16 protein-coding genes and 1 pseudogene are annotated in these 26,082 nt (G+C 65.0%); 14 read left to right on the forward strand and 3 right to left on the reverse strand.

Going from position 1 to position 26,082, the window contains the following annotated elements:
• Position 1 precedes the first annotated feature (1 nt).
• The 11 genes from PYR64_RS05085 to PYR64_RS05135 all read left to right on the forward strand — a co-directional run bounded on the left by PYR64_RS05085 (position 2) and on the right by PYR64_RS05135 (position 19,683).
• Positions 2-1,405, forward strand: coding sequence for a DUF58 domain-containing protein (locus PYR64_RS05085; protein WP_018777406.1), 1,404 nt, complete (start codon positions 2-4; stop codon positions 1,403-1,405).
• Complete coding sequence (locus tag PYR64_RS05090) at positions 1,402-3,900, forward strand: transglutaminase-like domain-containing protein (RefSeq protein WP_275778725.1); 2,499 nt, start codon at positions 1,402-1,404, stop codon at positions 3,898-3,900. Before PYR64_RS05085 ends, PYR64_RS05090 begins: the two co-directional genes overlap by 4 nt.
• Positions 3,890-5,446: an RDD family protein gene (locus tag PYR64_RS05095; RefSeq protein ID WP_275778727.1), complete on the forward strand. Its 1,557-nt coding sequence runs from the start codon at positions 3,890-3,892 to the stop codon at positions 5,444-5,446. Before PYR64_RS05090 ends, PYR64_RS05095 begins: the two co-directional genes overlap by 11 nt.
• Positions 5,443-6,360, forward strand: coding sequence for a protein phosphatase 2C domain-containing protein (locus PYR64_RS05100; protein WP_055975011.1), 918 nt, complete (start codon positions 5,443-5,445; stop codon positions 6,358-6,360). Before PYR64_RS05095 ends, PYR64_RS05100 begins: the two co-directional genes overlap by 4 nt.
• A complete protein-coding gene (locus PYR64_RS05105) occupies positions 6,347-8,308 on the forward strand; it encodes a hypothetical protein (protein WP_275778729.1) in 1,962 nt (653 codons plus the stop codon). The genes PYR64_RS05100 and PYR64_RS05105 overlap by 14 nt, the downstream gene beginning before the upstream one ends.
• On the forward strand, positions 8,305-10,038 hold the full coding sequence (locus tag PYR64_RS05110) for a serine/threonine-protein kinase (RefSeq protein ID WP_275778731.1): 1,734 nt from the start codon (positions 8,305-8,307) through the stop codon (positions 10,036-10,038). The genes PYR64_RS05105 and PYR64_RS05110 overlap by 4 nt, the downstream gene beginning before the upstream one ends.
• A gap of 45 nt (positions 10,039-10,083) precedes the next feature.
• The gene (locus tag PYR64_RS05115) at positions 10,084-10,788 is read left to right on the forward strand and encodes a hypothetical protein (RefSeq protein ID WP_018777412.1); all 705 of its coding nucleotides are present in this window, start codon (positions 10,084-10,086) and stop codon (positions 10,786-10,788) included.
• Positions 10,785-15,233 (forward strand): FtsK/SpoIIIE domain-containing protein, encoded by a 4,449-nt coding sequence (locus PYR64_RS05120; RefSeq protein ID WP_275778733.1) that lies wholly within the window; start codon positions 10,785-10,787, stop codon positions 15,231-15,233. Before PYR64_RS05115 ends, PYR64_RS05120 begins: the two co-directional genes overlap by 4 nt.
• A 46-nt stretch (positions 15,234-15,279) precedes the next feature.
• Positions 15,280-17,592 (forward strand): NAD-dependent DNA ligase LigA, encoded by a 2,313-nt coding sequence (ligA, locus tag PYR64_RS05125; RefSeq protein WP_275778736.1) that lies wholly within the window; start codon positions 15,280-15,282, stop codon positions 17,590-17,592.
• Positions 17,589-18,413: an inositol monophosphatase family protein gene (locus PYR64_RS05130; protein ID WP_275778738.1), complete on the forward strand. Its 825-nt coding sequence runs from the start codon at positions 17,589-17,591 to the stop codon at positions 18,411-18,413. The genes ligA and PYR64_RS05130 overlap by 4 nt, the downstream gene beginning before the upstream one ends.
• Before the next feature lie 61 nt (positions 18,414-18,474).
• Entirely contained in the window at positions 18,475-19,683 is a 1,209-nt protein-coding gene (locus tag PYR64_RS05135; protein ID WP_275778740.1) for an AAA family ATPase, read from the forward strand.
• A 21-nt stretch (positions 19,684-19,704) separates the two neighbouring features.
• Here the strand turns inward: PYR64_RS05135 and PYR64_RS05140 are convergent.
• Positions 19,705-20,700: pseudogene (locus PYR64_RS05140) on the reverse strand (NtaA/DmoA family FMN-dependent monooxygenase); the annotation flags it as partial.
• A gap of 304 nt (positions 20,701-21,004) precedes the next feature.
• Between PYR64_RS05140 and PYR64_RS05145 the strand changes: the two are divergent.
• Positions 21,005-21,517 (forward strand): GNAT family N-acetyltransferase, encoded by a 513-nt coding sequence (locus PYR64_RS05145; RefSeq protein ID WP_055975024.1) that lies wholly within the window; start codon positions 21,005-21,007, stop codon positions 21,515-21,517.
• A 55-nt stretch (positions 21,518-21,572) separates the two neighbouring features.
• Positions 21,573-21,965 carry a RidA family protein gene (locus PYR64_RS05150; protein WP_018777419.1) on the forward strand — a complete coding sequence of 131 codons (393 nt, stop codon included), beginning with the start codon at positions 21,573-21,575 and terminating at the stop codon, positions 21,963-21,965.
• A gap of 33 nt (positions 21,966-21,998) precedes the next feature.
• Here the strand turns inward: PYR64_RS05150 and PYR64_RS05155 are convergent, their stop codons facing one another.
• Together PYR64_RS05155 and PYR64_RS05160 are read right to left on the reverse strand one after the other, a co-directional pair.
• Positions 21,999-22,658 (reverse strand): response regulator, encoded by a 660-nt coding sequence (locus PYR64_RS05155; protein WP_018777420.1) that lies wholly within the window; start codon positions 22,656-22,658, stop codon positions 21,999-22,001.
• Positions 22,651-24,351 carry an ATP-binding protein gene (locus PYR64_RS05160; protein ID WP_275778743.1) on the reverse strand — a complete coding sequence of 567 codons (1,701 nt, stop codon included), beginning with the start codon at positions 24,349-24,351 and terminating at the stop codon, positions 22,651-22,653. Before PYR64_RS05160 ends, PYR64_RS05155 begins: the two co-directional genes overlap by 8 nt.
• A gap of 198 nt (positions 24,352-24,549) precedes the next feature.
• Between PYR64_RS05160 and PYR64_RS05165 the strand changes: the two genes are divergently transcribed.
• Positions 24,550-26,049, forward strand: coding sequence for a CitMHS family transporter (locus PYR64_RS05165; RefSeq protein WP_275778745.1), 1,500 nt, complete (start codon positions 24,550-24,552; stop codon positions 26,047-26,049).
• Positions 26,050-26,082: the final 33 nt, after the last annotated feature.

A 26,082-nucleotide genomic window follows, 5' to 3' on the forward strand; every position in this document is an offset into this window, starting at 1 on the left:
CATGTCCTCCAGCAAACCCCTGACCAGGGCTGCTGATTCGCTTAAGCGCGCCACGTCAGCAGTTGGCGGCACGATGCGCTCCCTGCGTGGCTCCGGCAAAGAAGCGGGCAACCGCCCTGGCAGCCGAAGCACGTCCGGAAAAACCAGGAAACTGCACCCCGCCGCAGTGTGGGCCGAGGCTGCTGGCACGGCAGGGGAGTTCCTCGCGCCGGCCTGGGAGAAAGTCCGTGCCCTATGGCTGCGCTTTGTCTGGCCGGCACTCTCCGTTGTCAGCCTGCTCGGCTGGGTGGTGCTCGCAGCGGCGATCGGGCTCTGGTGGGCAGGCCAGTCCTGGGGCTGGCAGGAAGCCAAGTCCGCGGCCCTGGTGGCCTTCCTGCTCTTCGTGCTGGCCGTTGGCTTCATTGTGGGCCGCTCGGCGTACGGCGTGGTCCTGGACCTTGCCCGCACCCGTGTCGCGGTGGGTGACGACGCCGTGGGGAGCATTGCCGTTTCCAATGTCTCCACACGCCCGTTGCTGCCTGCCGCGCTGGAACTTCCCGTGGGAGCCAACACGGCCGTCTTCCACCTGCCGCGGATGAAGCCGGCCCAGGTCCACGAGGATCTCTTCACTATTCCCACGGCCCGCCGTGCGGTGATCGTGGTCGGACCGGTGCGCTCCGTTCGCGCCGACCCTCTCCACCTGCTGCGCCGCCGCGTGCTCTGGACCGAACCGGTCGATCTGTTCGTGCACCCGAGGACCGTGGCGCTCGGGGGTTCCGCTGCCGGGTTCATCCGCGACCTCGAAGGCATGCCCACCACGGAACTTTCCAGCGCCGACGTCTCCTTCCATGCCCTGCGCGACTATGTGCCAGGCGATGACCGGAGACACATCCACTGGAAGACCACGGCCCGCACCAACAAACTCATGGTCCGCCAGTTCGAGGAGACGCGCCGGGCACACCTGGCCATTTCCCTGTCCATCAACACCGACGAGTACGACACCGAAGCGGAATTCGAAATGGCCATTTCGGTGGCGGCCTCCATCGGCCGCCAAGCCATCAGTGAACAGCGGGACCTGGACGTCCTGACCCAGAAGGGGCCGCTCCGCTGCGAAACCGGCCGCAACCTCCTGGACGACATGACCAGGATTGTCGGTGCACCCATGCGGAAGACCGCCGTCGATCTTGCCCGGACCCTCTCGGATACCGTCCCGAATGCTTCCGTGGTGTTCTTCGTGGTCGGCAGCCATGTCACGGCCACGCAATTGCGTTCGGCCTCAGCGTCCGTCCCGCCGGGAGTCCGCAGCCTTGCCGTCCGCGTCCAACCCGGCGCCGCGCCGTCGAGGGCCAACATCGCGGACTTGACGGTCCTCACTGTGGGCGACCTGGACGATCTCGCCATTGTCCTTCGAAAGGCGGCAGCATGAGCACCGCGCCCAACCTCCGCGTCCGTCCGCGTGCGGAAAAGCAGGCTAAGTCCGGTGCCCGGGCCAAGGCACGAGCCGCAGGCGGATCTGTCTTTGCCGACGACCGGCCATTGTGGCACTTCTTCGTGGACTGCGGCGCCCTGACAGTGCTGCTGTTCCTCGGCGTTCTTGGCTTCACGCTGAGCTTCGGTGGGGACGCACGCTTCCTCGTCGCTGGTTTGGGCGGGGTGATCCTCGGGCTCGGCATTGCCGTCCTGAATGCCCATCTCCGGCTCGGTCTCCTCATCACAACAGCTTTGGCCTTTGGCGCCTACATGGTGTTCGGTTCTGCGCTTGCCGTGCCGGATTCCGCGGTTCTCGGTTTCCTGCCAAGCTTCGATTCCCTGCGAACGCTCCTGTTGGGCATTGTGTTCTCGTGGAAGGACATGCTCACGGTCGGCGTTCCGGTCGGAACAGCCAACGGCACGTTGATCGTGCCGTTCCTGAGCTCGCTGCTCATGGCCCTGGCGGCAGGGCTGTTGACCTGGCGGCTGAAAAGCCCATACTGGCCGTTGCTGCCGGTTCTGGTCCTGTTCGTCACGGGCATCGCCTTCAGCACCAGCTCGGGCTTCCTGAACGTGGAGCGCGGCGTGTCCTTGACCATAGTTTCGATCGTCTGGGCGACGTTCCGCCGGGACGTGCTCCGCCAGCGCAGCACCCGGACCGTCTCAGCCAACAGGCCGGATTCCGACGCCGGTGCGGCCCGCCGCGGCCAGCTCCGCCGCTTGGGGACTGCAGCCGCGGTCATCGCCGTGGCCGTGGGCGTAACGGCCATCGCATCCCCCCTGGTGACCGCCAGCGACGACCGCAAGGTGCTGCGGAACACGATCGTCCCGCCGTTCGACCCCCGTGATTACATCACTCCACTGGCGAGCTTCCGGAGCTTCGTCAAGGACGAAAAGGACACCACGCTCTTCACGGTGAAGGGCTTGCCCAAGGACGCCCGTGTACGGCTGGCAGCGCTGGATGCGTTCAACGGCCTGAACTACACCATGGATCCGAACAGTTCCGGCAACTTCAGCAAAGTTGGCGACGCCAAGTCGCTGAACACGCTGGCTGATTCCGGGAGCCCGGTGGAAGGCACCAACTACACTCTGGACATCACGGTGGAGGACTACCAAGGTTACTTTGTCCCTGGCGGCCGCCACACCACCGGGATGAGCTTCGCGGACACCTCCGGCGCGGCATCGGGGCTCTACTTCAATGCGGGCACTGATACTGCGGTGACCACCAAGGGACTGGGCAAGGGCGAGAATTACACGGTCCAGGTTTCCGATCCCGGCACTTTGGAGCATGGACAGCTCACCCAGTACGACTTTGCGAAGCTCACGTTGCCCGACGCTGAGGAAGTTCCCCCGATCGTTGCCTCGCAGGCCAACGAACTGTCCGCGGATGCACCCACAGCGATCGACCGTGTCCGGCAGATCGAGGCCCACTTCCAGAAGGGTGGTGCCTTCAGCAACGGCCTGGTGGCAGAGGGGCAGCTGCCCAGCCTTCCGGGCCACAGCGCGGCCCGCATCCGCAACATGCTCTCCGCCAAGCAGATGCTGGGCGATGACGAGCAGTACGCAGTATCCATGTCCCTCATGCTCCGCCATTTGGGCATTCCTTCGCGCGTTGTGATGGGTTTCTACCCGGATCCCAAGAGCCCCGAAAACGGCGCCGGCGATGTCAAGATCACGGGCAAGGATGTCCACGCCTGGGTAGAGGTGGCCTTTGACCGCGTTGGCTGGGTCTCCTTCGATCCCACACCGCCCAAGGACAACGTGCCCATCCCGCCGGATCCGCAGAACAAGTCAAAGCCGAAGCCCCAGGTACTGCAGCCGCCACCGCCGCCGCAGGAGCCCGCGGACCTGCCGCCGGACTCCACTCCCGACGCCCTGGACGCGGACGAGAAGAAGAACAACCCCTGGTTGTTCTGGGGACCCCTGCTGGCTGCGATCGGTGTTGCCCTGATTCCTTTGGGGATCCTGGCTATCCCGCTGCTGTTGATCCTCCTGTTGAAGTCTCGACGCCGGAAGGCACGTTTCCGTGATGGCCACCCGGCCCAGCGGGTTGGCGCAGGATGGAGCGAGGTATTGAGCCTTGTCACCGACATGGGTGCATCGATCGACACCAAGTCCACCAGGCGCGAGTCTGCCTCGGTGATTGCGGACGCTTTCCCCACAGCCGGCAACACCACTACCGTGCTTGCGCACCGCGCCGACGCCGCGGTGTTCGGTGCCGGCCAGCCGAGTGAGTCGGAGGTCAAGGAGTACTGGGAGATCGTCGACTCGTCCCTGACCGATATCACTGGAAGCGTCGGATTCTGGAAGCGGCAGCAGGCACGGTTCTCTCCGCGCTCGTTGTTGTCCGACGGCAGGGCGGCCCTCCGCCGTCGGAAACAAGACCCTTCCAATCCCGGCGGGCGGCGTTTGAAACTGCCATTCACGAAGGACACCACGGATGAGCAGTGACGTTGAACTGTGCCCGGCCTGCCGTCACGCTGTCCGTCCGGGGGCGGCGTTCTGCAACCAATGCGGATCGCCGCTGAACAACCGGGGCGCCCGTAAAGAAGGCAACATCAACCATGCCCAAAGGGCGGCCCTGGAGTCCGCCGCCCGGCAGGGCGTGGCCGATCCCGGTAGTATCTCCGTAGTGTCGGCGCCAGTATCGCCGGTGCTTCCGGGGACAAGTGCCGAACCGGACAGACTGCAGGGGCCAGGGGGAGGGACCATCATGACCACCAAGCTCGACCTCGTACCCGCTTCCGCCGGGAAACGGATGGGCGCGGCAGCCTTGGACTGGTTGGGTCCCGTCGCCGTCTTGGCCACGACATTTGCCATCGGCATCGCCGGCATCACCCAGACGCGTCGGAACGGCTTTATTGTCTACGACACCGGCCTGCTGGTTCTTCTTGGCAGCATCGGCCTCGCAGTCACCGTGATCTACACGTTCGTTCTGCTGGGGGTGGAGGCAAAGTCGGGCAACACCATCGGCAACCAGCTCATGGGCATCCGCAGCGCCGACGCGGACGGCTACGCACCGGGTGCTGGGGCGGTTTTCGTTCGCGGCATCGTGACGGGTGGCCTTCTCGTTGTGGGGTCCTTGGCTGCAGTCATCCTGTCGGCCCTCGGCCTGCTGGGGCTTGTCGCGTGGATCGCGCTCCCGCTGATGGTGCTCGGTGTTGTATGGGCCATCCTGGTGGTGGTCTCCAACGCCTGGGACAAAAACGGCAAGTTGCGCGGCTGGCATGACAAAGCGGCAAAGTCCTTGGTGTTCGATGTCAACGCCGGCCGGAATCCGGTAATCTCGGGCGGCATCCAAGGTCCCTACAGCTTCGCTCCCATGGACCTTCCCCCGGTCCAACCGGTTGCTTCCCCCGTGCCGTCCGGGCGGGCCCCGGCCCCGGCGCAGGCTCACCCAACCCAGGCGACCGCGCCGGTGACCCCGACCGCCCAGGCCGCTCCGGCGTCGTCCGTTGCACCGGCCGTGCAGCCCTCGCATGATCCCAACCAGTGGCGTCCACCGACCCCGCCTCGCCAGGTTCCTGTCACGCCACAGGTGCAGCTTGCCCCCCAGCAGGCCGCCGCGTCCCATGCGGCTCCGGTCGTTCCGCAGCCGGCTGCGGCCGCCCACCCCGACGACGACGTCGAACGCACCCAGATGCGTCCCGGCACAGCCCGCGCCCAGGCAGTCCTGCGGATAAGGGTGGATGACGGCCAGGATGTCCAGCTCGGCGGAACCGTCCTGCTGGGCCGCAATCCCGCTGCCCAGCCCGGGGAAAACGTTGAGCAGCTCCTGCCGGTGTCCGATCCCGGCAGGTCCATCTCCAAAACCCATCTTCATCTCCGGGTGGACGGCGACGGCGTGTGGGTAACGGACCGCAACTCAACCAACGGCAGTGCCGTCACCACCCCTGACGGCATCCAGACCAGGCTCCAACCGGGCGAAGCTGTCTTCGTCCGCCCCGGTTCCACAGTCCACTTCGGGGACCGCTCCTTCCACCTAGGACAAGCATGAATTCACAGCCGGCCACTCCCGCAAACGCCGACGCCGGCCCAGCCGCAGGCGGTACCTCATTCCGTCTCAGCTACGGATACGGAACCGACCGCGGACTTCGTCGCGAGCTGAATGAGGATTCGTTCATCGCCGCGGACCCAGTCTTCGCCGTCGCGGATGGCATGGGCGGGCACGAGGCAGGCGAGATAGCCAGCGGCATGTGCGTGCGCACCCTGGGCAGCGCTCCCGAGTTGGCTTCCGGGGTCCGCACGGCGTCAGCGGCGGATCTGCAGGCTTGCCTGTTGAAGGCCGACGCCGCCATCCGCGACGCCACGGGTGCCCGCGCCGGCACCACGCTTTCGGGTGTGGTTGTGGTGGAGCAGATGGGCCTTCCGTACTGGCTGGTCATGAATATCGGTGATTCCCGGACCTACAGGCTCAGCCAGGGCGAATTCGCCCAGATCAGCGTTGACCACTCGGAAGTCCAGGAGCTTGTGGACTCGGGGGATATCACCTCCGAGCAGGCGGCCGTTCATCCCCGCCGGCACGTTGTGACGCGCGCGCTGGGAACCGGCGATGAGACGGAGGCCGACTTCTGGTTGCTGCCCATCCAGGAGGGCGACCGGATCATGGTCTGCTCGGACGGACTCAACGGCGAACTCAGCGATGACCACATGTTCCGCATCCTCAGCACCGTCGCCCACCCGCAGGACGCGGTGGACGCACTTATCCAGGCTGCGCTGCGGAGCGGTGGACGGGACAACGTCACAGTGATTGTGGTTGATGCCAAGAACGTCCTGAACGACGCCGGTATCGCCATTACGGCGCCCCGCCCGGAAGTCGGGTCCGAGGTGGAGGAGGACACCCTTCCCAAGGCCTGGGTAAACGGCACCGGGCAAAACGACCAAGAGGAAGGCAGCGATGGCAAGCAGTAATCTCCTCTCCCACACGCGGTACCAGCAGGGTGAATGGTTTGGTGTTGTTCGCAATGGAACCGTTGTCCTTCTTGGGCCGGAAACACCCCATGCCTTGATCGACACTGTCTGGGAGCTGCTGGAATCCTCACCCGAGGCCCATGAAGTACTGAACGAAGTCACCGGGGCTTTTGGTGTCTCGCTTAGCCGTATCCCGCCGTTCGGCATCATTGATTCCAAGGACGCGCTGCGGGTGTTCCTCCGTGGCGACCTCGAATTGGCAGTGCATCTGGACGGGCGCCAGGAACATCTCACAGGCCGTGACGTCACCACCTGGACGGAGCGCCGCATTGTCGGTGCGTCCTCCTTCAACGTCTACATCGGTGCGCCGGCTGCCGCCGGGATGGACCGGCCGCTTTTGGATTCCCTCCCCGTCAAGGACGGCGTGGTGCTGTTGGCTTCCCTGGAAGCCGCCGGTTCGGCCCCTTCAGCGGCGGATCCCGTGCCGGAAAGCGACATAGCGCCGGAACAAGACACAGCGCCGGAACAAGACACAGCTCCTGAACAAAACATGGTTCCTGAACAAGACAGGGCGCCCGAAACCCACGTGATGCCGAACGCGCACGTCGCGTCTGTTTCCGACGAAACCATGGTCGGCTACCAGGAAGCCGACCTAGGGCTCACGATTGCACCAGGCCAAGCCCACGCCATCGAGGGCCCTGTCCCGGCCGCACCTGAAACGAAGGCCGTCGACGACGGGGACAGCGGACAGGAAGACACGGAGCAGGCCGGGCTCGCAGTGGGGGAGCCTGAAGTGGGGGAGCCCGCTGGACAGGAAGACCCTGCGGGGTACATTGCTGCTGAAGCCAAAGAAGCTGAAGTCCGTTCCGGCGATGAAGAACTCCCCGCTCCGGACCGGTCCGGCGAAGACGGTGCCGTGGACGATTCGGAAGTCCCGGTCCACACCAGCACGACTGATCCCGTGGGTCCCTCGCTGGAGAACACCACGAACTATGACCATTTGTGGGACAAGACGGTGATGCGCACCATCGAAGACGCCGCAGTCCGTCTGCAGAGCGACTCTGATGACCACGACACTCCTGCGGGCCAGGCACTTGGCCCGCAACCGCCGGCGGCTCCGCAACCGCCGTCGGAGCCGGAAGGAACCGTCCCGGACCCGGCTGGCCCTGAACCGCTTTCACCTCAACCGCTTTCACCCCAACCGTTGGTTATCCCGCCAGTGCAGGCAACTGCGCCGGTGGCCGGTCAGTCCGCCGCCGCAGCGCCGGCAGGTGGACTGATTGATTCGGTGCCGTGGCTGCGCAGCGCTACGTCGGCGCCGGTGGCTGCTCCCGCCCCACAGGTGCCTGCAGCCTGGACACCCGCGCCTACCAGCGGCCCGGTGGACGAGGACGCGGACCACGACGGTCAGACAATCATGAAGAGCAGCCTGCCCGCGGCCGATGACGGGGAAGCTGCCGCCGCATCCGGTGCGACGCCGGCCGTCAACGGTCCCAGTGTGCTGGCCAGGGTCTGCTCCCAGGGACATGCCAACCCGCCCACCTATCCGCTGTGCTCGGTGTGCGGAGTTCCCGTCTCCGGGGATGCTGTCCATGTCCCGCGGCCCCGTCTGGGACGCATGCGGCTTTCCACCGGGGAACTGATCGACCTCGATCAGTCGCTCATCATCGGCCGCCAACCCTCGGTTTCGCGCGTCCAGGGCGGCACCATGCCACGGCTGGTCCAGGTGGAGAGCCCCGGCGGGGACATTTCGCGATCCCACGTCGAGGTCCGCCTTGAAGGCTGGCACGTGATGCTGTGCGACCTGAAGGCGACCAACGGCACCGTGCTTATCCGCGAGGGCCAAGCGCCCCGACGGCTTGCCCAAAACGAGATGGCCATCCTGCTGGATGGCGATATCGCCGAACTCGGCGACGACATTTCATTGCGTTTCGAGGAGATTCTTTGAGTTCCAAGAGGCCCCCCGCGCCGCCTCCGCCCATCCCGGGGTTCAAGTACATCAGCTTGCTTGGCTCCGGTGGCTTTTCCGATGTTTACCTTTACGAGCAGGACAGGCCGCGCCGTAAGGTGGCGGTCAAGGTGCTGTTGTCAGACCTCAAGACGGAAGGGGCGCGCCGCCGCTTCGAGTCCGAGGCGAACCTGATGGCGCAGCTGTCCTCGCACCCCTACATCGTGACGATTTTCGAAGCGGAGATCACTGAGAGCGGCCATTCCTACCTGGCCATGGAGTACTGCTCCCGGCCCAGCCTTGACGTGCGCTACCGGCGTCAGCGCTTCAGCGTGGACGAGGTCCTTGCCGTCGGCATCCAGGTGGCGTCCGCCGTCGAGACCGCCCACCGGGCCGGAATCGTGCACCGTGACATCAAGCCGGCCAACATCCTGGTCACCGACTACAACCGTCCGGCCCTCACGGACTTCGGCATCTCAGGCACCATCGGTGCCGATGCCGAGGACGACGCCGGCATGTCCATTCCATGGTCGCCGCCCGAGCAGTTCCGTGGTGGTGCCGTGGAGGGCGTTCCCGTGGACATCTGGGCCCTGGGAGCTACGCTCTACACGTTGCTGGCGGGCCGGTCACCTTTCGTGCTTCCGGGGCAGGACAACTCGCAGCGGGAACTGATCTCGCGCATCACCAACGCGCCCCTTCCCAGGCTGGGCCGCGCCGACGTTCCGGAATCGTTGGAATTGGTGCTGGTCACCGCCATGGCGAAGTCCCCAGGCTCCCGCTACTCCTCAGCGCACGCCTTCGCTTTGGCGTTGCAGCGGATCCAGACCGAGCTGAACCTGTCCGTGACGCCCTTCGAAGTGCTCGAAGAACCAGGTCACGGCGATGAGCAGCACCCGGATGACAACTTCGAGGAAACCCGGGTCCGGAGCATCGCGTCGATCGACCCGGACGCGTCGGGCACAGCCACGACAGGCTCTGCACCGACCTTCCCTGCCCGAACTTTTCCTTCGACTGTTCCCGGGAACAACCAGCCGCAAACAGCCCCGCAACCGGCAGCACGGCCGACCCTGTCCCAAGGCTCTGCCCAGCAGGCAGCAGCTGCTGCCCAACAGACAGCGCCGCCGCGATTCCACACGGCCCAGCCGGTCTTGGACGAGCCCGATTCTTCGGAGTCCACCGTCCTTCGCGGCTGGCAACCCTCGGGCAGGCAGGACATCGTTGACGATACTGTCAGTCGCTCCGCGTCGCAGGCATCCCAGGACACCGGCAATGAAGCGCCGGCTGCGGACCACAGCAAACGAAACTTGTGGCTTGCTGCAACGGGCGCGGCGGTGCTGGTTGTGGCGATCGTGGTCGGAGTGGTGCTGGGCGCCCAGGCGCAGCCGAAGGTGGCACCCACAGAGGCGGCCAGCAAGCCGCCGGCGGACCCGATAGGCGATGGTGGGGTTCCCGAGGTTACGGACATCACTTACGAGATCCAAAGCGGGGGCACCTCAACGACGCCCTTGGTGGTTTTTCGCTGGGACAGCCCTGACTGGAAGGTGACGGACACTTTCAAGTGGCGACTCAAATCCGCGAAGTCCGAGGGCACCTACGAATCGACGTCCGAACTTTACGCCATCATCACGGGCCACGCCGAGCGGCCCCTCTGCATCCAGGTCATCATGGTCCGGGCGGATGGTTCGGCATCGCCGGGCGGCCCTGAGTCCATTGCCTGTGTGGAGAAATAGACGGCTCATGACAGAAACACGTTGTCCAGCAAGGAGGCACAGATCATGGGGGATCTAGCAATAGATTTCTGTGGGGAATGGTACGAACCATCCGACGAGGACGTCTTTGACATCGGCCGTGAAGGTGACCTGGAAGTAGACGACAACCCGTACTTGCATCGCCGCTTCCTGCAGATTGCCCGTTACGACGGAATCTGGTGGCTGAGCAACGTTGGCAGCATGCTGTCGGCCACGATCGCGGATGGCTCCGGAGGCATGCAGGCATGGCTGGCACCGGGTGCCAGGATCCCGTTGGTGTTCAGCCACACCAACGTCATTTTCACCGCGGGCCCCACCACCTACGAGTTTGCGGTACACCTGAAGACGCCGTCTTTCCGGCACGAGGCACGCGAGGAAGACCAAGCCGGGGACACCACCATTGGCCCCGTGGTCTTCACCGATTCACAAAAAGCACTCATCGTGGCCCTCGCTGAGCCGATGCTTCGCCGGGAGGGTACCGGTTTCAGCGCCATACCGTCTTCTGCGGAGGCCGCCAAACGCCTGGGGTGGGCCCTGACCCGTTTCAATCGCAAGCTGGACAATGTGTGCGACAAGCTCGACCGCGTTGGCGTCGTGGGTCTTCGCGGTGGAGCCGGCAAATTGGCCACCAACCGCCGGGCGCGCCTGGTGGAGCATGCCGTGACGTCCCATCTGGTGACGCCGGCTGACCTGCATCTTCTTGAGAAAATGAGTGAGGTCGACGAAGGATGAAGTTCCGCCTGACATTGCGGCGTGACCCTGCGGAAGCAAAGGACCTCGCCGTAACCGTGGATGGCCGCGCCACCGTGGCCGACATCGCCACCGAACTGTGGGCTGCCGACCCCGCACGCAAGGGCACCGAACCGCCGTCGAACCTGTCCATCAGCGTGGACGAAGCGTTCGTCGGCGGTGGCTTGTCCGGTCATGTCCTCAGGCCCACGGAGAACCTCCTGGAATCGGGCCTTCGCCCGGGTTCCAAGGTTTCGCTGGCGCACGTCAGTGAGGAATTCGCCTCCAACGGCCACGGCACCAACAGGGGCCCAGCCGCGGCGACGTTGCGTGTCATGTCAGGGCCCGACGTCGGACGCGAATTTTCGCTGCCGTTCGGCACCAGCTACATCGGCCGGGACCGGGACGCCGACATCCGGCTCTCCGACCCGCTCACCTCCAAGCGCCATGCGCGCATCACCGTGGGGGAGACGGTGGAGATCGTGGACACGAACTCCGCCAACGGTCTCCTCATGGACGGCCTGCCGGTAACACGGGCCACGCTCGCATCATCGGACACCGTGACGCTGGGCGACACTACGGTGGGCGTCGTCTCCCTCTCCCGCAACCACGGTGGCGGCCCGTCGTCGCCACTGGTGGATTTCAATCGCTCGCCGCGGGTGCTGCCTCGGTTTGAATCGCCCAAGCGGGTTCCACCAGCTGGTCCGAAACGGCCTGAACACCAGCCGTTCCCGTACATCATGCTGGTTGCCCCGCTGCTGATGGGCGGCGTGCTCTTCGCGGTAACCCAGAACCTCCTATCCGTGCTCTTCATGGCGATGATGCCGCTGTTCATTGTGGGCCACTACGTGGATCACAAGATGCAGGGCAAGCGCCAGGCGAAGGAAGGCCACAAGCAGTTCAAGGCCGCAATGCTGGCATTCCGCGAGGACATCGACAAGCAACAGAACATTGAGCGCGCCGTCCGGCTCCAGGAAGCGCCCTCGGTGAGCGATACCGTGGACGCGATCTACAAGCTCGGGCCCTTGCTGTGGACCAACCGTCCCGAGCACCAGCACTTCCTGGGCGTCCGTTTCGGTTTGGGCTCTGCGCCTTCGCGCATTCCCTTCGATGAGCCTGCCGCCAACGAGACAGAGCCGCAGTACATGCGCGAAATCCAGGAGTGCCTGCAGCAGGTGCGCGTCATCGAGGGCGTGCCGATCGTGTCACAGCTGCGCACTTCCGGTTCCTTCGGCGTTGCGGGGGACCGCAGTGTGGTTGATGACGTAGCCCGGGGTATGGTGCTCCAGTTGGTGGCCCTCCATTCGCCTGCCGAGGTGGTCCTGACCGCCTTGACGTCGCCGCGTTCGCGTGAGCGCTGGGATTGGTTGCAATGGCTCCCGCATGTCGGTTCAGGCCACAGCCCCCTTTCGGGTGACCACCTTGCGGCCGGCCCTGGCGCGGGCGCTGCCCTGTTGTCCCGCCTGGAAAACCTCGTGGAAGAGCGCGAGTCCCTGTCCAAGGAACCGGGCCCCCAGCCGCGTCCGGGCCTCAAGGACGAGAACCAGGAAATCCCGTCTCCTGTAGTGCCCGCCGTGCTGGTGATCGTGGAGGATGACGCTCCCGTGGACCGCGGCCGCCTGACCAGGCTGGTTGAACGGGGTCCGGACTACGGTGTGCACGTCATGTGGGTGGCGGCAAATGTGCAGTCCCTTCCGGCGGCATGCCGCGATTTCCTGTCCGTCGACGGCGACCACGGCACCACTACGGGCCAGGTCCGCCTGGGCCGGCACACCTACCCGGTGAGCTGTGAAAGCCTCGACGCCGATCTCGCCACGCAACTGGCGCGCATGATGTCGCCGCTGGTGGACGTGGGCAACCCGCTTGAGGACGACTCCGACCTCCCGCGTGCAGTCTCCTACGCCACGTTGATCGGCAAGGAGCTGATGGACAACCCGCAGGCCGTCGCCGAGCGGTGGCAGGAAAACAACTCAGTACACGCCACGGCCGTTCCCAACCGTAAGGACAACGGAAGCCTCCGTGCCCTCGTGGGATCCAAGGGCGTGGAACCGTTCTACCTGGACCTGAAGAACGAGGGCCCGCACGCGCTGGTGGGTGGAACCACCGGTGCCGGCAAGTCCGAGTTCCTGCAGTCATGGGTCATGGGCATGGCGGCCGCGTACAGCCCGGACCGCGTCAGCTTCCTCTTCGTCGACTATAAGGGCGGTGCGGCTTTCGCCGACTGCCTGCACTTGCCCCACACGGTGGGCCTGGTAACGGACTTGTCCCCGCACCTGGTTCGCCGGGCACTGACTTCCTTGCGGGCCGAGCTGCATTACCGGGAACGTCTCCTGAACCGCAAGAAGGCCAAGGACCTGCTGGCTCTGCAACGCGAGGCCGATCCCGAGGCTCCGCCGTACCTGATCATCACTGTCGATGAGTTCGCGGCCCTCGCCACCGAAGTTCCCGAGTTCGTTGACGGGGTGGTGGATGTGGCGGCCCGTGGACGGTCCCTGGGCCTGCACCTCATCCTTGCTACGCAGCGCCCCGCCGGTGTCATCAAGGACAACCTGCGTGCCAACACCAACCTCCGTGTCGCGCTGCGCATGGCTGACGAAGTGGACGCCGTGGACATTCTGGGCGTCCCCACGGCCGCGTACTTTGATCCGTCCATTCCCGGCCGTGGTGCCGCGAAGACGGGACCGGGGCGCATTCAGGGGTTCCAGACCGGATATGCCGGTGGCTGGACCACCGAGAAACCGCAGCGTCCCAGGATCGACATCGTGGAGATGGCCTTCGGGTCCGGACCTGTGTGGGAGCCGCCGCTGGAAGCCCAGGTGGAAGAAGAACCCGCCGGCCCGAACGACATCGCGCGGATGACGGGAAACATCATCCGGGCAGCCGATGTCCTGTCCATTGCCCCGCCACGGAAACCGTGGCTCAACGAGCTCGCCACAACCTACGATTTCTCCAAGCTCCCCAATCCGCGCACCGATGAGCGGCTCCTGTTGGGCGTTGCCGATGACCCCGCGCACCAGGACCAGCCCACCGTGTTCTACGAACCGGACAAGGACGGCAACATGGCCGTCTACGGTACGGGTGGATCCGGCAAGTCGGCAGCGTTGCGGGGTATCGCGATTGCGGCAGCGGTAACTCCCCGTGGCGGACCGGTACACGTCTATGGGATCGACTGTGGCTCCTCGGGCCTGAAAATGCTCGACGGCCTTCCCCACGTTGGCGAGATCATCAATGGTGACGACGTCGAGCGTGTAGGGCGCCTCTTGCGGTGGCTCAAGGAAGTAGCCGACGACCGGGCAGCGAGGTTCGCCGAAGTCAGGGCCTCCACCATTGTTGAATACCGCCAACTGGCGAACCGGCCGGAGGAGAAGCGCATCTTCATCCTGGTGGACGGTATGTCCTCTTTCCGGGAAAGCTATGAGTACAGCAACCTCTCCGCGCTGTGGGATATCTTCCTGACCCTGGCAACCGATGGCCGTCCCCTGGGCATCCACCTCGTCGTCAGCGGTGACCGCACCAATTCCGTTCCGGCGTCGTTGCTTGCCTCCATCCAGAAGCGACTGGTGCTGCGGCTCAGTTCTGAAGACGACTACATGACCTTGGACGTCCCCAAGGATGTCCTGAACGCTGCCTCACCTCCGGGCCGCGGACTGCTGGACGGCCTCGAAGTCCAGCTCGCCGTGTTGGGCGGCAACTCGAACCTGGCTCTGCAGGCCCGTGAAGTGTCCAAACTGAGCCAGGCAATGGTTCGCCAGGGCCTCGAGCAGGCACCCCAGATCCAGCGCCTACCGGAGCTTGTGGATCTGGATATCCTGCCCATCGGCGCTCCGGACAACCCCGTTATTGGTGTCGACGACGAAACGCTGGGTTCAGCGGCCATCGCCGCCAAGGGCTCGCTCCTGCTGGCAGGCCCTCCCGGCTCGGGCCGGACGGTCGCGCTGGTCACGCTGGCCTACGCCCTGCGGCGCTCCAACCCACGCACCGACCTTATCTACATCGGTTCGCGCCGCTCGGCGGTGGCATCGTTGAACATCTGGAGCCGGTCGCTGGTAGGAGCCGATGAGGTCTCCGACGTCATCGACGACCTCGTTGACAAGGCTTCCGACAACCCGGGCAGCATGGCCATCTTCATTGAGGGCCTGACCGAGTTCACGGACACATTGGCCGAATCCGGGGTTGGCCGGCTGGTCACCGCTGCCATCAAGGCAGACCAATGGGTGGTTGGCGAGTCCGAAACATCCACCTGGTCCCAGGCCTGGTCTTTGGCGCAGCCATTCAAGTCCGGACGCAGGGGCCTCCTGCTCAACCCGGGGGACGTGGAAGGGGACACGCTCCTGAACACTTCCCTGGGCCGCATCAGCAAGGATTTCATCCCGGGCCGCGGGTACATCGTGGGTCGAGGAAAGGTCCGCAAGCTGCAGATTGCCATGCCACCGGAAAACCGCAGCTAGGAGGCCGTTGGGCTTGAATGTCGGTGGCTTGCGGCAAGATAGACCTGTGAGCACACCAGAAACTGCGAATCCGGTAGAAACCACAGGTGACCACTCCCCGGCTGTTGCCGTGGAGGGGGAGGGAACACCGCCCGCGGAGTCCTTGCGGGACGAGCATGAGCAATTGGCAGATCTCGTCCGCAAGTACCGGTATGCGTATTACCAGGAGGACTCGCCCACGGTTTCCGATGCGGAGTTCGACGAACTCTACCGTCGCCTCGAGGAACTCGAAGCACTCCACCCGGAGCTTGTCACCAATGATTCCCCCACCCAGGAAGTGGGCGGGGAAGTCTCCTCGGCGTTCGCTGCCGTGGAACACCTGCAGCGCATGTACAGCTTGGATGACGTCTTCTCCTTGGAAGAGCTTGAGGCCTGGGTCCGGAAGGCCGAGGCTTCCGTGGCGAAACTCGGGGAAAGCGTTCCACCCATTGCGTGGCTGACGGAGTTGAAGATCGACGGGCTCGCCGTGAACCTGCTGTACCGGGACGGCAAACTGGTCCGTGCCGCTACACGTGGCGATGGCACTACCGGTGAAGACATCACCCATAACGTGCTCACCATAAAGGAGATCCCGCGGGAACTCAGTGGCTCCGGATTCCCCTCCGAAGTGGAGATCCGTGGTGAGGTGTTCATTCCCTCCAAGGCGTTCGTGGAGTTCAACGAGACACTGGTGGCCGCGGGCAAGGCGCCCCTCGCCAATCCGCGCAACGCCGCGGCCGGTTCATTGCGCCAGAAGGACCCGGCCGAGACAGCCAAGCGACCCCTGAGCATGTACGTGCACGGCATCGGTGCGCGCGAAGGTCTGGAAGCGAAGAGCCAGTCCGGGACCTACAAGCTGCTGGAGCAGTGGGGTCTCCCGGTCAGCCCCTACCTCAAAGTGCTCGGCTCCTTTGAGGAAGTGCTGGAGTTCATCGCCCATTACGGAACTCACCGTCACGACCTTCAGCATGAGATCGACGGCATTGTGGTCAAGATCGACGACTTCGCCACGCAGCGCGCCCTCGGGTACACCTCCCGAGTCCCCAGATGGGCCGCAGCGTACAAGTACCCGCCGGAGGAAGTGCACACCAAGCTCCTGGACATCGCGGTCAACGTTGGGCGCACAGGACGCGTGACTCCTTTCGGATTGATGGAACCCGTGAAAGTGGCCGGCTCCACGGTGGGGATGGCCACCCTGCACAACCAGGATGTGGTCAAAGCCAAGGGCGTCATGATCGGCGACATCGTGATCCTCCGCAAAGCCGGCGATGTCATCCCGGAAATCGTGGGGCCTGTGCTGGCACTGCGCGACAAGCAGGATCCTCCGGTGCGCGAATTCGTGATGCCCACCGAGTGCCCGTCCTGTGGCACTCCGTTGGCACCAGCGAAGGAAAGCGACGTGGACATCCGTTGCCCCAACGCCAAGTCCTGCCCTTCCCAACTCCGTGAGCGCGTCTTCCACCTGGCCGGCCGCGGTGCTTTCGACATCGAAGCCCTGGGCTGGGAAGCCGCCATCGCACTCACCCAGCCGGCAGAGCCCGAGACCCCGCCCCTGACGAGCGAGGCCGGCTTGTTCAGCCTGACCCGTGAGGCCCTGGCGGACGTGAAGATCCGTCGTGAAAAGCGTTCCAAGGGTGTGGGAACCGGTGAATACGAGCTCGTTCCGTACTTTTACACCAAGGGAACAGCCAAGTCGCCGTCGAAGCCCACAGCCACCACGGAGAAGCTCTTCGTTGAGCTGGAGAAGGCCAAGAAGCAGCCATTGTGGCGCGTGCTGGTGGCTCTGTCCATCAGGCACGTAGGTCCTACGGCATCCCGGGCCCTGGCCACCGCCTTTGGCAGCATGGACGCCATCCGCAGCGCCACTGAAGAGCAGATTGCCCATGTTGACGGCGTAGGCCCTACCATCGCGGCGGCACTCAAGGAATGGTTCGCTGTGGACTGGCACAACGACATCGTGGACAGCTGGGCTGCAGCCGGAGTGCGGATGGAGGACGAGCGGGATACCTCAATGCCGCGGACCCTTGAGGGACTCACTGTCGTCGTCACCGGAACCCTGCCCAATTTCAGCCGGGATGAGGCCAAGGAAGCCATCATTATCCGCGGCGGCAAGGCCTCCGGATCCGTTTCCAAAAACACCAGCTACCTGGTGGCCGGCGAGAGTGCCGGCACCAAACTGGACAAGGCCGAGCAACTGGGTATTCCGGTGTTGGATGAGGACGGATTCCGTGAGCTGCTGGCCAACGGACCGGCCAAGACCGAAGCAGAGCCCGAAGCCGAAGCAGAGCCCGAAGCCGAAGCAGACCCTGAAGCCACGGCGGCGGAGGCTGAAACAGAATGACGGACACCACAGAGTTACTGGCCGTTGCCAAGCGCGCCGCAGCCGCAGGGGCTGCCGTGCTGGCCGGGCGCTCGGTCAGCGGTACGGCAGGCCACGGCCTGGAGACCACCAACAAGGGCGAGGCCGGCGACTGGGTCACCGCCTTTGACGTGGCGGCGGAGAATGCGGTCCGCGAGGCGATCCTGTCCGAACGGCCCGATGACACCATCACGGGGGAGGAGTACGGAACCACGCGTCCCGCGGAGCCTTCCCGCTACCGATGGTCCATCGACCCGCTGGACGGGACCACCAACTTCATCCGGAACATTGTCTACTACGCCACCTCGGTTGCCGTGGCGGATTCCGACGGCGTATGGCTGGCCGGCGTCGTTCACGCACCTGCCTTGGGACGCGTGTACTCAGCAGCCCGGGGTCAGGGAGCGCAACTGGAAACCGGAGGGCAAACCATCTCCTTGGCGGGGCCCGTGCCGGGCCGGACAGGGCTGATCCTGGCCACCGGTTTCAGCTACGACCCCCTGACCAGGGCCGATCAGTCGGCAGGTCTGGCTGAGCTCATGGAGGGGTTCGCGGATGTGCGCCGCCTGGGCTCCGCGGCGTTGGATCTTTGCCTGGTGGCAGACGGGACCTTCGATGCCTACGGTGAGCGTGGCTTGAACGAACACGACTTTGCCGCGGGTGCGTTGATCGCAGAAGAAGCGGGGTGCTGGGTTCGCCGGCCCAGACTGAGGAGTCCGCTGGATGGAGGGCCCAGCACGGAGGATCGCCTGGCGGCGTGGATGTGTGCCGGTGCCTTGGAACTTTCCGGCAAATTCCCCTTGTGACGGGATTTCGCCGTGACCCGGGTTTCCTTGTGATCCGACTTCCCCGGAGGAAAACCGTTCCGTGATCAAGACACTCGCCATCGCCAACTACCGCTCCATCCGGGATCTGGCCATCGAGCTTCACGGCCTGGATGTCGTGACCGGGGCCAACGGCAGCGGCAAGTCGTCGCTGTACCGGGCCCTGCGGTTGTTGGCCGAATGCGCCGGGGGAGACTCCGGAAACGTGGTGGGCTCCCTGGCCAGGGATGGCGGTTTGTCATCGACGCTCTGGGCAGGGCCGGAGAACATCAGCGACGCCATGCGCCGGGGTGAAGTTCCTGTCCAAGGCACTGTCCGCCGGGAGTCCGTGAACCTGAAACTGGGCTATTCCGGGGACGAGTTCGGCTATCTGGTGGATCTTGGCATGCCGGTGCCCGGCGGCATCGGATTTGACCAGGAAACCGGCCGCCCGAGGCCTTCGGCGTTCGGACTCGATCCCGAAATCAAGCGGGAGCAGATATTCTCCGGGCCGGTCGCCAGGCCTGGCTCCTTGTTGGTGGACCGTAAAGGAAGCCTGGCCAGGCTCCGTGACGCCGAGGGCCAATGGACCGAGCTGTCGCGCCGCCTGGATACCTTCCAAAGCATGCTCACGGAAGTGTCGGACCAGGACCGGGCACCGGAGGTACTGCGGGTGCGGGACTCGGTCCGTTCATGGCGCTTCTATGATCATTTCCGGACCGACACGGACGCACCGGCCCGCCAAGCCCAGATCGGGACCCGCACCCCTGTGCTGCACCACAGCGGCAAGGACCTCGCGGCCGCGCTCCAGACCCTCCGCGAGGTGGGTTTCGAGCAGAAACTGGACGCCGCCGTGCACCATGCCTTTCCCGGAAGCCGGCTGGAGATTGCGGTCAATGACGGCAGGTTCAGTGTGGAGCTGAAACAGCCCGGAATGCTCCGGCCCATGAAAGCCGCGGAGCTCTCTGACGGAACCCTGCGTTTCCTTCTGCTCACTGCCGCTTTGCTGACTCCCCGGCCTCCGGAACTCATGGTGCTCAATGAACCGGAGACCAGTCTCCACGTTGACCTGATGCCGGCGCTGGCCGGACTGATTGTCCAGGCCAGCGCCTACAGCCAGGTGATCGTGGTGACGCACTCCGAAGCCCTGCTCACGGCACTCCGGGCCAGCGGGTCGGCACACGAGCACGAACTCTACAAGGACATGGGCGAGACCAGGATCAAGGGCCTCGGCGCGCTTGAGGGCCCATCGTGGAGCTGGCCAAAGCGGTGATCTCCACAGCGGATGGATGGACTAGAAGGCCGAACCGATGGAGGTCAGCTCCTGCGCTGCAGTTCCGGCGTAGCGGTTGACGGGCCGTTCCAGACCGTAATGTCCGCGCAGCGTGGAGGCCGTGTACTCGGTGCGGAACAGACCGCGCTCCTGCAGGATCGGCACCACCTGGTCAACAAAAACTTCCAGGCCGGAAGGCAGGACCGGAGGCATGATGTTGAAACCGTCAGCCGCGCCGGCATGGAACCACTCCTGGATGGCATCCGCAACCTGTTCCGGCGTGCCGGTGAACGTCCTGTGGCCCCGGCCGCCACCGAGCCGGGCAATCAACTGCCTGACGGTCAGTTGCTCCCGGCGGGCCAGTTCGACGATCAGTGTGTAGCGGCTCTTGGCTCCTTCGATGTCGTCCTCCGACGGCAGGTCGGCCGGCAGTGGCCGGTCCAAGGGAAGGTCCTCGGGTGAAAGCCGCAGTGTCCGGGCAAGCTGCTCGCGCGCGTACTCGGGCTTGATCAGGTGATCAAGCTCCCGCTCCAGCTTGAGGGCCTCGGCTTCGGTGGAGCCGATCACCGGGACGATGCCGGGCAGGATCTTGATCCCCTCCGGATCGCGTCCCGCAGCCGCGGTGCGTGCCTTCAAGTCCGAGTAGAAGTCCTGGGCATCTGCCAGCGTCTGATGTGCTGTGAAGACGGCTTCGGCATACTGCGCCGCCAGGTTCTTTCCGTTTTCGGAGGAACCTGCCTGGACAATCAGTGGGTGCCCCTGCGGTGACCGGGGGACGTTGAGGGGTCCACGGACCCGGAAGTGCTTGCCTTCGTGGTCAATGACGCGGATCTTCTTGTCGTCGCCCCACACTCCGTCGGCCTTGTCGGCAAGAATGGCGTCGTCGTCCCAGCTGTCCCAGAGCTTTTGCGCCACTTCGATGAACTCGGCTGCCCGTTCATAGCGGACTGCGTGTGCGGGCTGGTCGTCCACTCCGAAGTTCCGTGCCGCGTCAGGGCCGGCCGTGGTCACCACGTGGGGTCATGGTTTCTCCTCGGTTCAGGACGGTGTGGGGGCGGGTGTGTGGCAACATAAGCACGTCCGCGAAGAGCACCGCCAGCAGCCCGACATGTGCCCGCAACAGCGCGAAACCGGGGTTCACCGGGCGCAACGGAACGGCATTGAACGCCACGGGAGGCAACAGAAAGGCGCCGCGGGAGGTTCCGCCACACGGCTGCGCAAGCCGGCCATCCGGCGTCGTGCTGTGACCAGAGGTGATAGTTCCATCACGGAAAGCCGCCTTTGGTGACCTGGATGGGTCGGGCGCGACTACCATTGGTAGGTGCTTTCGCCGATTACCGTCCGTCCCGCCCTGCCCGAAGACTACGACGCCGTTGCCCGGATTACGCAGGACTCCTACGTCACCGCGGGGTACTACGGCGATGCCGACCACCCGTACCTGCAGAAGCTTCAGGACGTGGCCGGCCGCGCAGAGCACGCAGATATCCTGGTGGCTGAGCGCAACGGCGAGGTCATCGGCTCCGTCACGGCTGCTCCGGCCGGCGGGGGCTTCTCGGACATCGGCCTTGAGGACGAGTTGGAACTGCGCACCCTTGTGGTGGATCCGGCTGTCCAGCGCTCCGGCGCGGGGCGCGCCTTGGTACAGGCCGTCGTCGACCAAGCCAAAGCCATGGACGGTATCAACGCCGTGTCCTTGACCACGGGCGCCACCTGGGAAAGCGCCAACGCGTTGTACGCCCGCACCGGCTTTGACCGCGCACCGCATCGCGACTGGTTCGTGCCCGGCACCGACATAAAACTGTTCGTTTACAGGCTCGAGCTCGGGCAGTCATAAAGTTTCCTTCGAAGCGCCGGTCACCGGGCCGGGCGCAACGACAGGAAGGCGCGGCATGCGCAAGACATTCGGTACGGGTTCGGTCTGGGAGCAGACCCTTGGCTACTCCCGCGCAGTCCAGGTGGACAACACCCTCTTCATTTCGGCGACGGCTGCCAGCGGGACCGTGGACGGCAAACCGGCGATTGTGGGCGACGGCTTCTACTCCCAGACCAAGTACATCCTCGAAAAGCTGGGGACGGTCCTGGAAGACGCCGGTTTCTCCTACGAAGACGTGGTGCAGTCCAAGCTGTACCTGACGGACATCAGCAAGTGGGAAGATGCCGGCCGCGCGCACGGCGAGGTCTTCGGCGAGATTCGCCCGACGCTCTCACTGGTCCACGTACTGCCGTTCCTGGATCCGGAAATGCTCGTGGAGATCGAGCTGGTGGCTCAGAAGTCCGCGTAGCAGCGCGGCAAACCGGTCTTGTGGGCTGCCGGGTCAGCCCGGAATGCCATAGCGGTGTTCCGGGCGGCCGGTGGTTCCGTAGCGCAGTTGGATCTCGACGGCGCCGTCGTCCGCGAGCGAAGACAGGTACCTTTGCGCTGTGGCCCGGGAAACGCCAACCCGTTCCGCGACCTCCGCGGCGGAATACTGTTCGCCGGGGAGCAGGGATTCCAGGACTGCAGCCTCGGTGGCGGACCGCGGTTTCGCAGCAGGAGCGACGTCGCCGGGAATCAGGGAACGCTTGGCCCGCTCAATGGTGGTCTGGTCGATGGCGGTCTGCTGTCCCAGGATCCGGCGATAGCGGGCATAGGACCTGAGCTGCTGCGATAAGGACTCTGCAGTAAATGGCTTGAGCAGATACCCCAAAGCGCCTCTGCGGAAGGCCACTTTGATGGACTGGGCATCAGAAGCGGCGGTGAGCATCACGGCGTCCACGTCCAGTTGGCCCAGGAGATCCAGCCCGGATCCGTCGGGCAGGTAGACATCCAGCAGCACTAGGTCCGGCCGCAGGCTGTGGATCGCCTGGAGTGCCTGGGACACAGATCCGGCCGGAGCCAGGGCCATGAAACCCGCCACTGAATCCACGTATGCAGCGTGGAGCCGTGCCACGTGGAAGTCGTCATCCACGATCAGCACCCTCAGGTCCTCAGCCACCGTTGTCCTCCCTCATCGTTGAGCCGGATCCGGTGGTTCCGGATCCGGCGCCGTCCATCACTCCGGGGATGGTGGCCATGAACACTGCACCGGGCCCTCCTGCGGTTCCCGGTTCCAGGACGCGGACATCGCCGCCGCGCCGACGCGCCAGCTGCCGTACCAGCGCGAGCCCCAAACCCTGTCCGGCCCCCGGACGTGACGGTTGCTCCGCCGTCGTGAAGCCCTCCGCGAAAACCTCTTCGGGTTCCAGGCCACCCAAGCCGTCGCCGGAGTCCGCCACCACGATGTGCAGCGCGCCGCCGCCGGGGCTTTGCTCGTCCAGCAGTTCGATGTCCACCCAGCGCTCCGCGGCAGACCCGGCGACGGCGGCGCTCACTGCGTTGTCGATCAGGTTGCCGAGCACGGTGGTGACGTCCTGGGGGTCGGCCACGTGCCCGCGCACCAGGGTTTCGGGGCCGATCCGCAGGGCGACGCCGCGTTCGGAAGCTTCCACGCCCTTGGCGCCGACGAAGGCCTGGAGGTAGGCATCCTGCAACAGTTCGGCTTGCTCCACCGGGAATTTCAATGGCCCGGTGGCTGAGATCCTGGCCAGGTACTCCTTGGCGGAGTCGTACTGGCCGATGCTCATGAATCCGGCGATGGTGTGCAGCTGGTTGGCGAATTCGTGGCGCTGGGCACGGAGCGCGGTGGACATGGTGCCCACAGCATCCAGTTGCCGGGTCAGCTGCTGCAATTCGGTGCGGTCGCGCAGCATGACCACCCATCCGAGGTCTTCCTTCCGGTGCCACGCCTTGCGTGCGCTTGCCACGAGGACCCGTTCGCCGGCCACGATTTCAACGGCTTCGGCGTCCCGCGCTGCCGGTCGCGTGAGCTGCTTGAGTTGTTCCGGGACGTTGGCCGAGGTCCAGTCCTGGCCGGTCGCATCAGGGATGTCCAGGAGCCTGGCAGCGGCTGCATTGAACACCGAGATCCGGCCGTCGGCCGCGATGCCGATCACGCCATCATCCACGCCCTGGAGCACAGCAACCTGGTCATGGACCAGGGTGCTGATCTCTTCAGGTTCCAAGCCGAGAGTGAGCCGCTGGAGCCGGCGGCGGAGCAGGAACGAGGCAAGGACACCGGCGAGCAGGGCGCCGCCGGCGGTGAGGGCGATGGGCGCGATGTCCCGCACCAGGCTCTTTGTCAGGGATTCCACGGAGTATCCCACGCTGACTTCGCCCACGATTGTGCCCGGGGCGTCGGGGGAGTAGACGGGCACTTTGGCACCGGCGGAAGGCCCCAGTGTGCCGGTATTGCGTGTGGTGATTTCTTCGCCGGCGAGGGCCACTGAGGGATCGGTGCTGACCCGTTCACCGAGGCGTGCGGTGTCCGGGTGCGCGAGCCGCAGCCCGGTTTCGTCCGTGATGACGACGAACAGCGCGCCGGTCCGGACCCTGGCTGCTTCCGCCGCGTTCTGGAGGGGGCCGGCGGCGAGGACGTCGGGCGGCGGGGTGCCCTCTTCTTTGCTGATGGTCTGGACGTCCGCGCGGATGTCGGGATCGGCGGCAACTGTCCTTGCCAGGGTCAGGGCCTGGTTTTCTGCTTCGTCACCGATCCGTTCATACACCAGCCAGGCGTGGACGATGCCGCTGAGCAGGACTACCAGCAGTACCACCCCGAGCTGGAGGAGGAGGGTCTGGGTGGAAAAGCGCATGCTGGTTCTGTTGTTGCGGGGCACCGTCACTCCTTTCCTCCAGATCCATTGAAGCATTGAGCATAATGCGCAAAACGTTCGCAACGAGCAGTATTCCCAACAATTCCCGGAAACCCCTGCCAGTGACGGACGCCACCCTAATGTCTGTAGTGCGCATCACACCGACGTGGCGCCATTCACAGTAGTAAGGAGCCGGCCGTGCTGGTTTTGCTTGGATTCGCAATGATTGCGGTATTCATGGTCCTGATCATGACCAAAAAATTGACGCCCGTCCTGGCGCTGATCATCGTCCCCACCGTCTTCGGCCTTTTCGCCGGGGCAGGCCTCGGTATCGGTCCCATGGTCATGGATTCCATGAAGTCCATGACGTCCACGGCGGCGCTGCTGATGTTCGCCATCATCTACTTCGGCCTCATGATCGACGTCGGACTCTTTGACCCCCTGGTGAAGTTCATCCTCCGCAAGCTGGGCAACGACCCCGCCAAGGTTGTCCTCGGCACCGCCATCCTGGCCGCCGCAGTGTCCCTCGATGGGGACGGCTCCACCACCTTCATCCTTACTACCGCCGCCATGCTCCCCGTGTACCTGCGCCTCAAGATGAGCCCCGTGGTCCTGACCTGTGTGGCAGGCCTGGCCAACGGCACCATGAACATCCTGCCTTGGGGCGGCCCCACCGCACGTGCTGCCACAGCCCTGAAGCTCGACGTCAACGACGTCTTCGTCCCCATGGTCCCGTCCCTGATCGTCGGCCTGATCGTCGTGCTGGTCTTCTCCTGGCTGCTCGGTCTGCAGGAACGCAACCGCCTCCGCACCACGGCTCCCGAAATCTGGGGCGACGTCGCTGATCCGTCCGAAGCGTTCGACGGCGGCACTGGACGCGGTGGCGCACTCGCCGCAGCTTCCGGCACGGGCTCCGGATCGGGTTCGGTCAAGGGCCGCTTCGGGTTCGGCCGCACCGCAGGCAAGCCGGGCACCGGCGGAGGTTCCGGCGTCGCCGTTCTTGAACGTCCCGAAACCCTGGTGGACGACCACGACACCGCCATGGCCGACACGGCCCTGGACCCCAACCGCACCACGCTGCGTCCCAAGCTGTTCTGGTTCAACCTGGGCCTCACGGTTGCCGTCATGGTGACCCTGGTTGCCAACATCGTTCCGCTGCCCTTCGTCTTCATGGTCGGCTCAGCCATCGCCCTGCTGGTGAACTTCCCCAAGGTCAAGGACCAGGGCGCGCAGCTGATTGCGCACGCGCCGTCAATCGTCGCCGTGGTCAGCATGGTCATGGCAGCCGCTGTCCTGACCGGTGTGCTGAACGGCACGGGCATGGTCAAGGCAATGTCCGAATGGCTGGTCCAGATCATCCCCGCGGACATGGGCCCGTTCATGGCAGTCATCACCGGCCTGCTGAGCATCCCGATGACCTTCTTCATGAGCAACGACGCCTTCTACTTCGGAGTCCTGCCGGTCCTGAGCGAAACCGCAGCCCACTACGGAGTCGGCGCCGCCGACATGGCGCGTGCTTCCATCACGGGCCAGCCGTTCCACCTGCAGAGCCCCCTGGTTCCGGCCATCCTCCTGCTGGTATCACTGGCCAAGGTCGACCTGGGCGACCACCACAAGAAGGTGCTCTGGCGCACCGCGGTCATCTCGATCGTCATGCTGGCCGTCGGTGTCCTGACCGGAGCGATCGGCATCGGCTGACCGCCCGCAGGTGCCGCGAGCTTCGACTACAAG

The sequence above is a fragment of the Paenarthrobacter sp. Y-19 genome (assembly GCF_029223985.1).
GTDB classification, from domain to species: Bacteria; Actinomycetota; Actinomycetes; order Actinomycetales; family Micrococcaceae; genus Arthrobacter; species Arthrobacter nicotinovorans.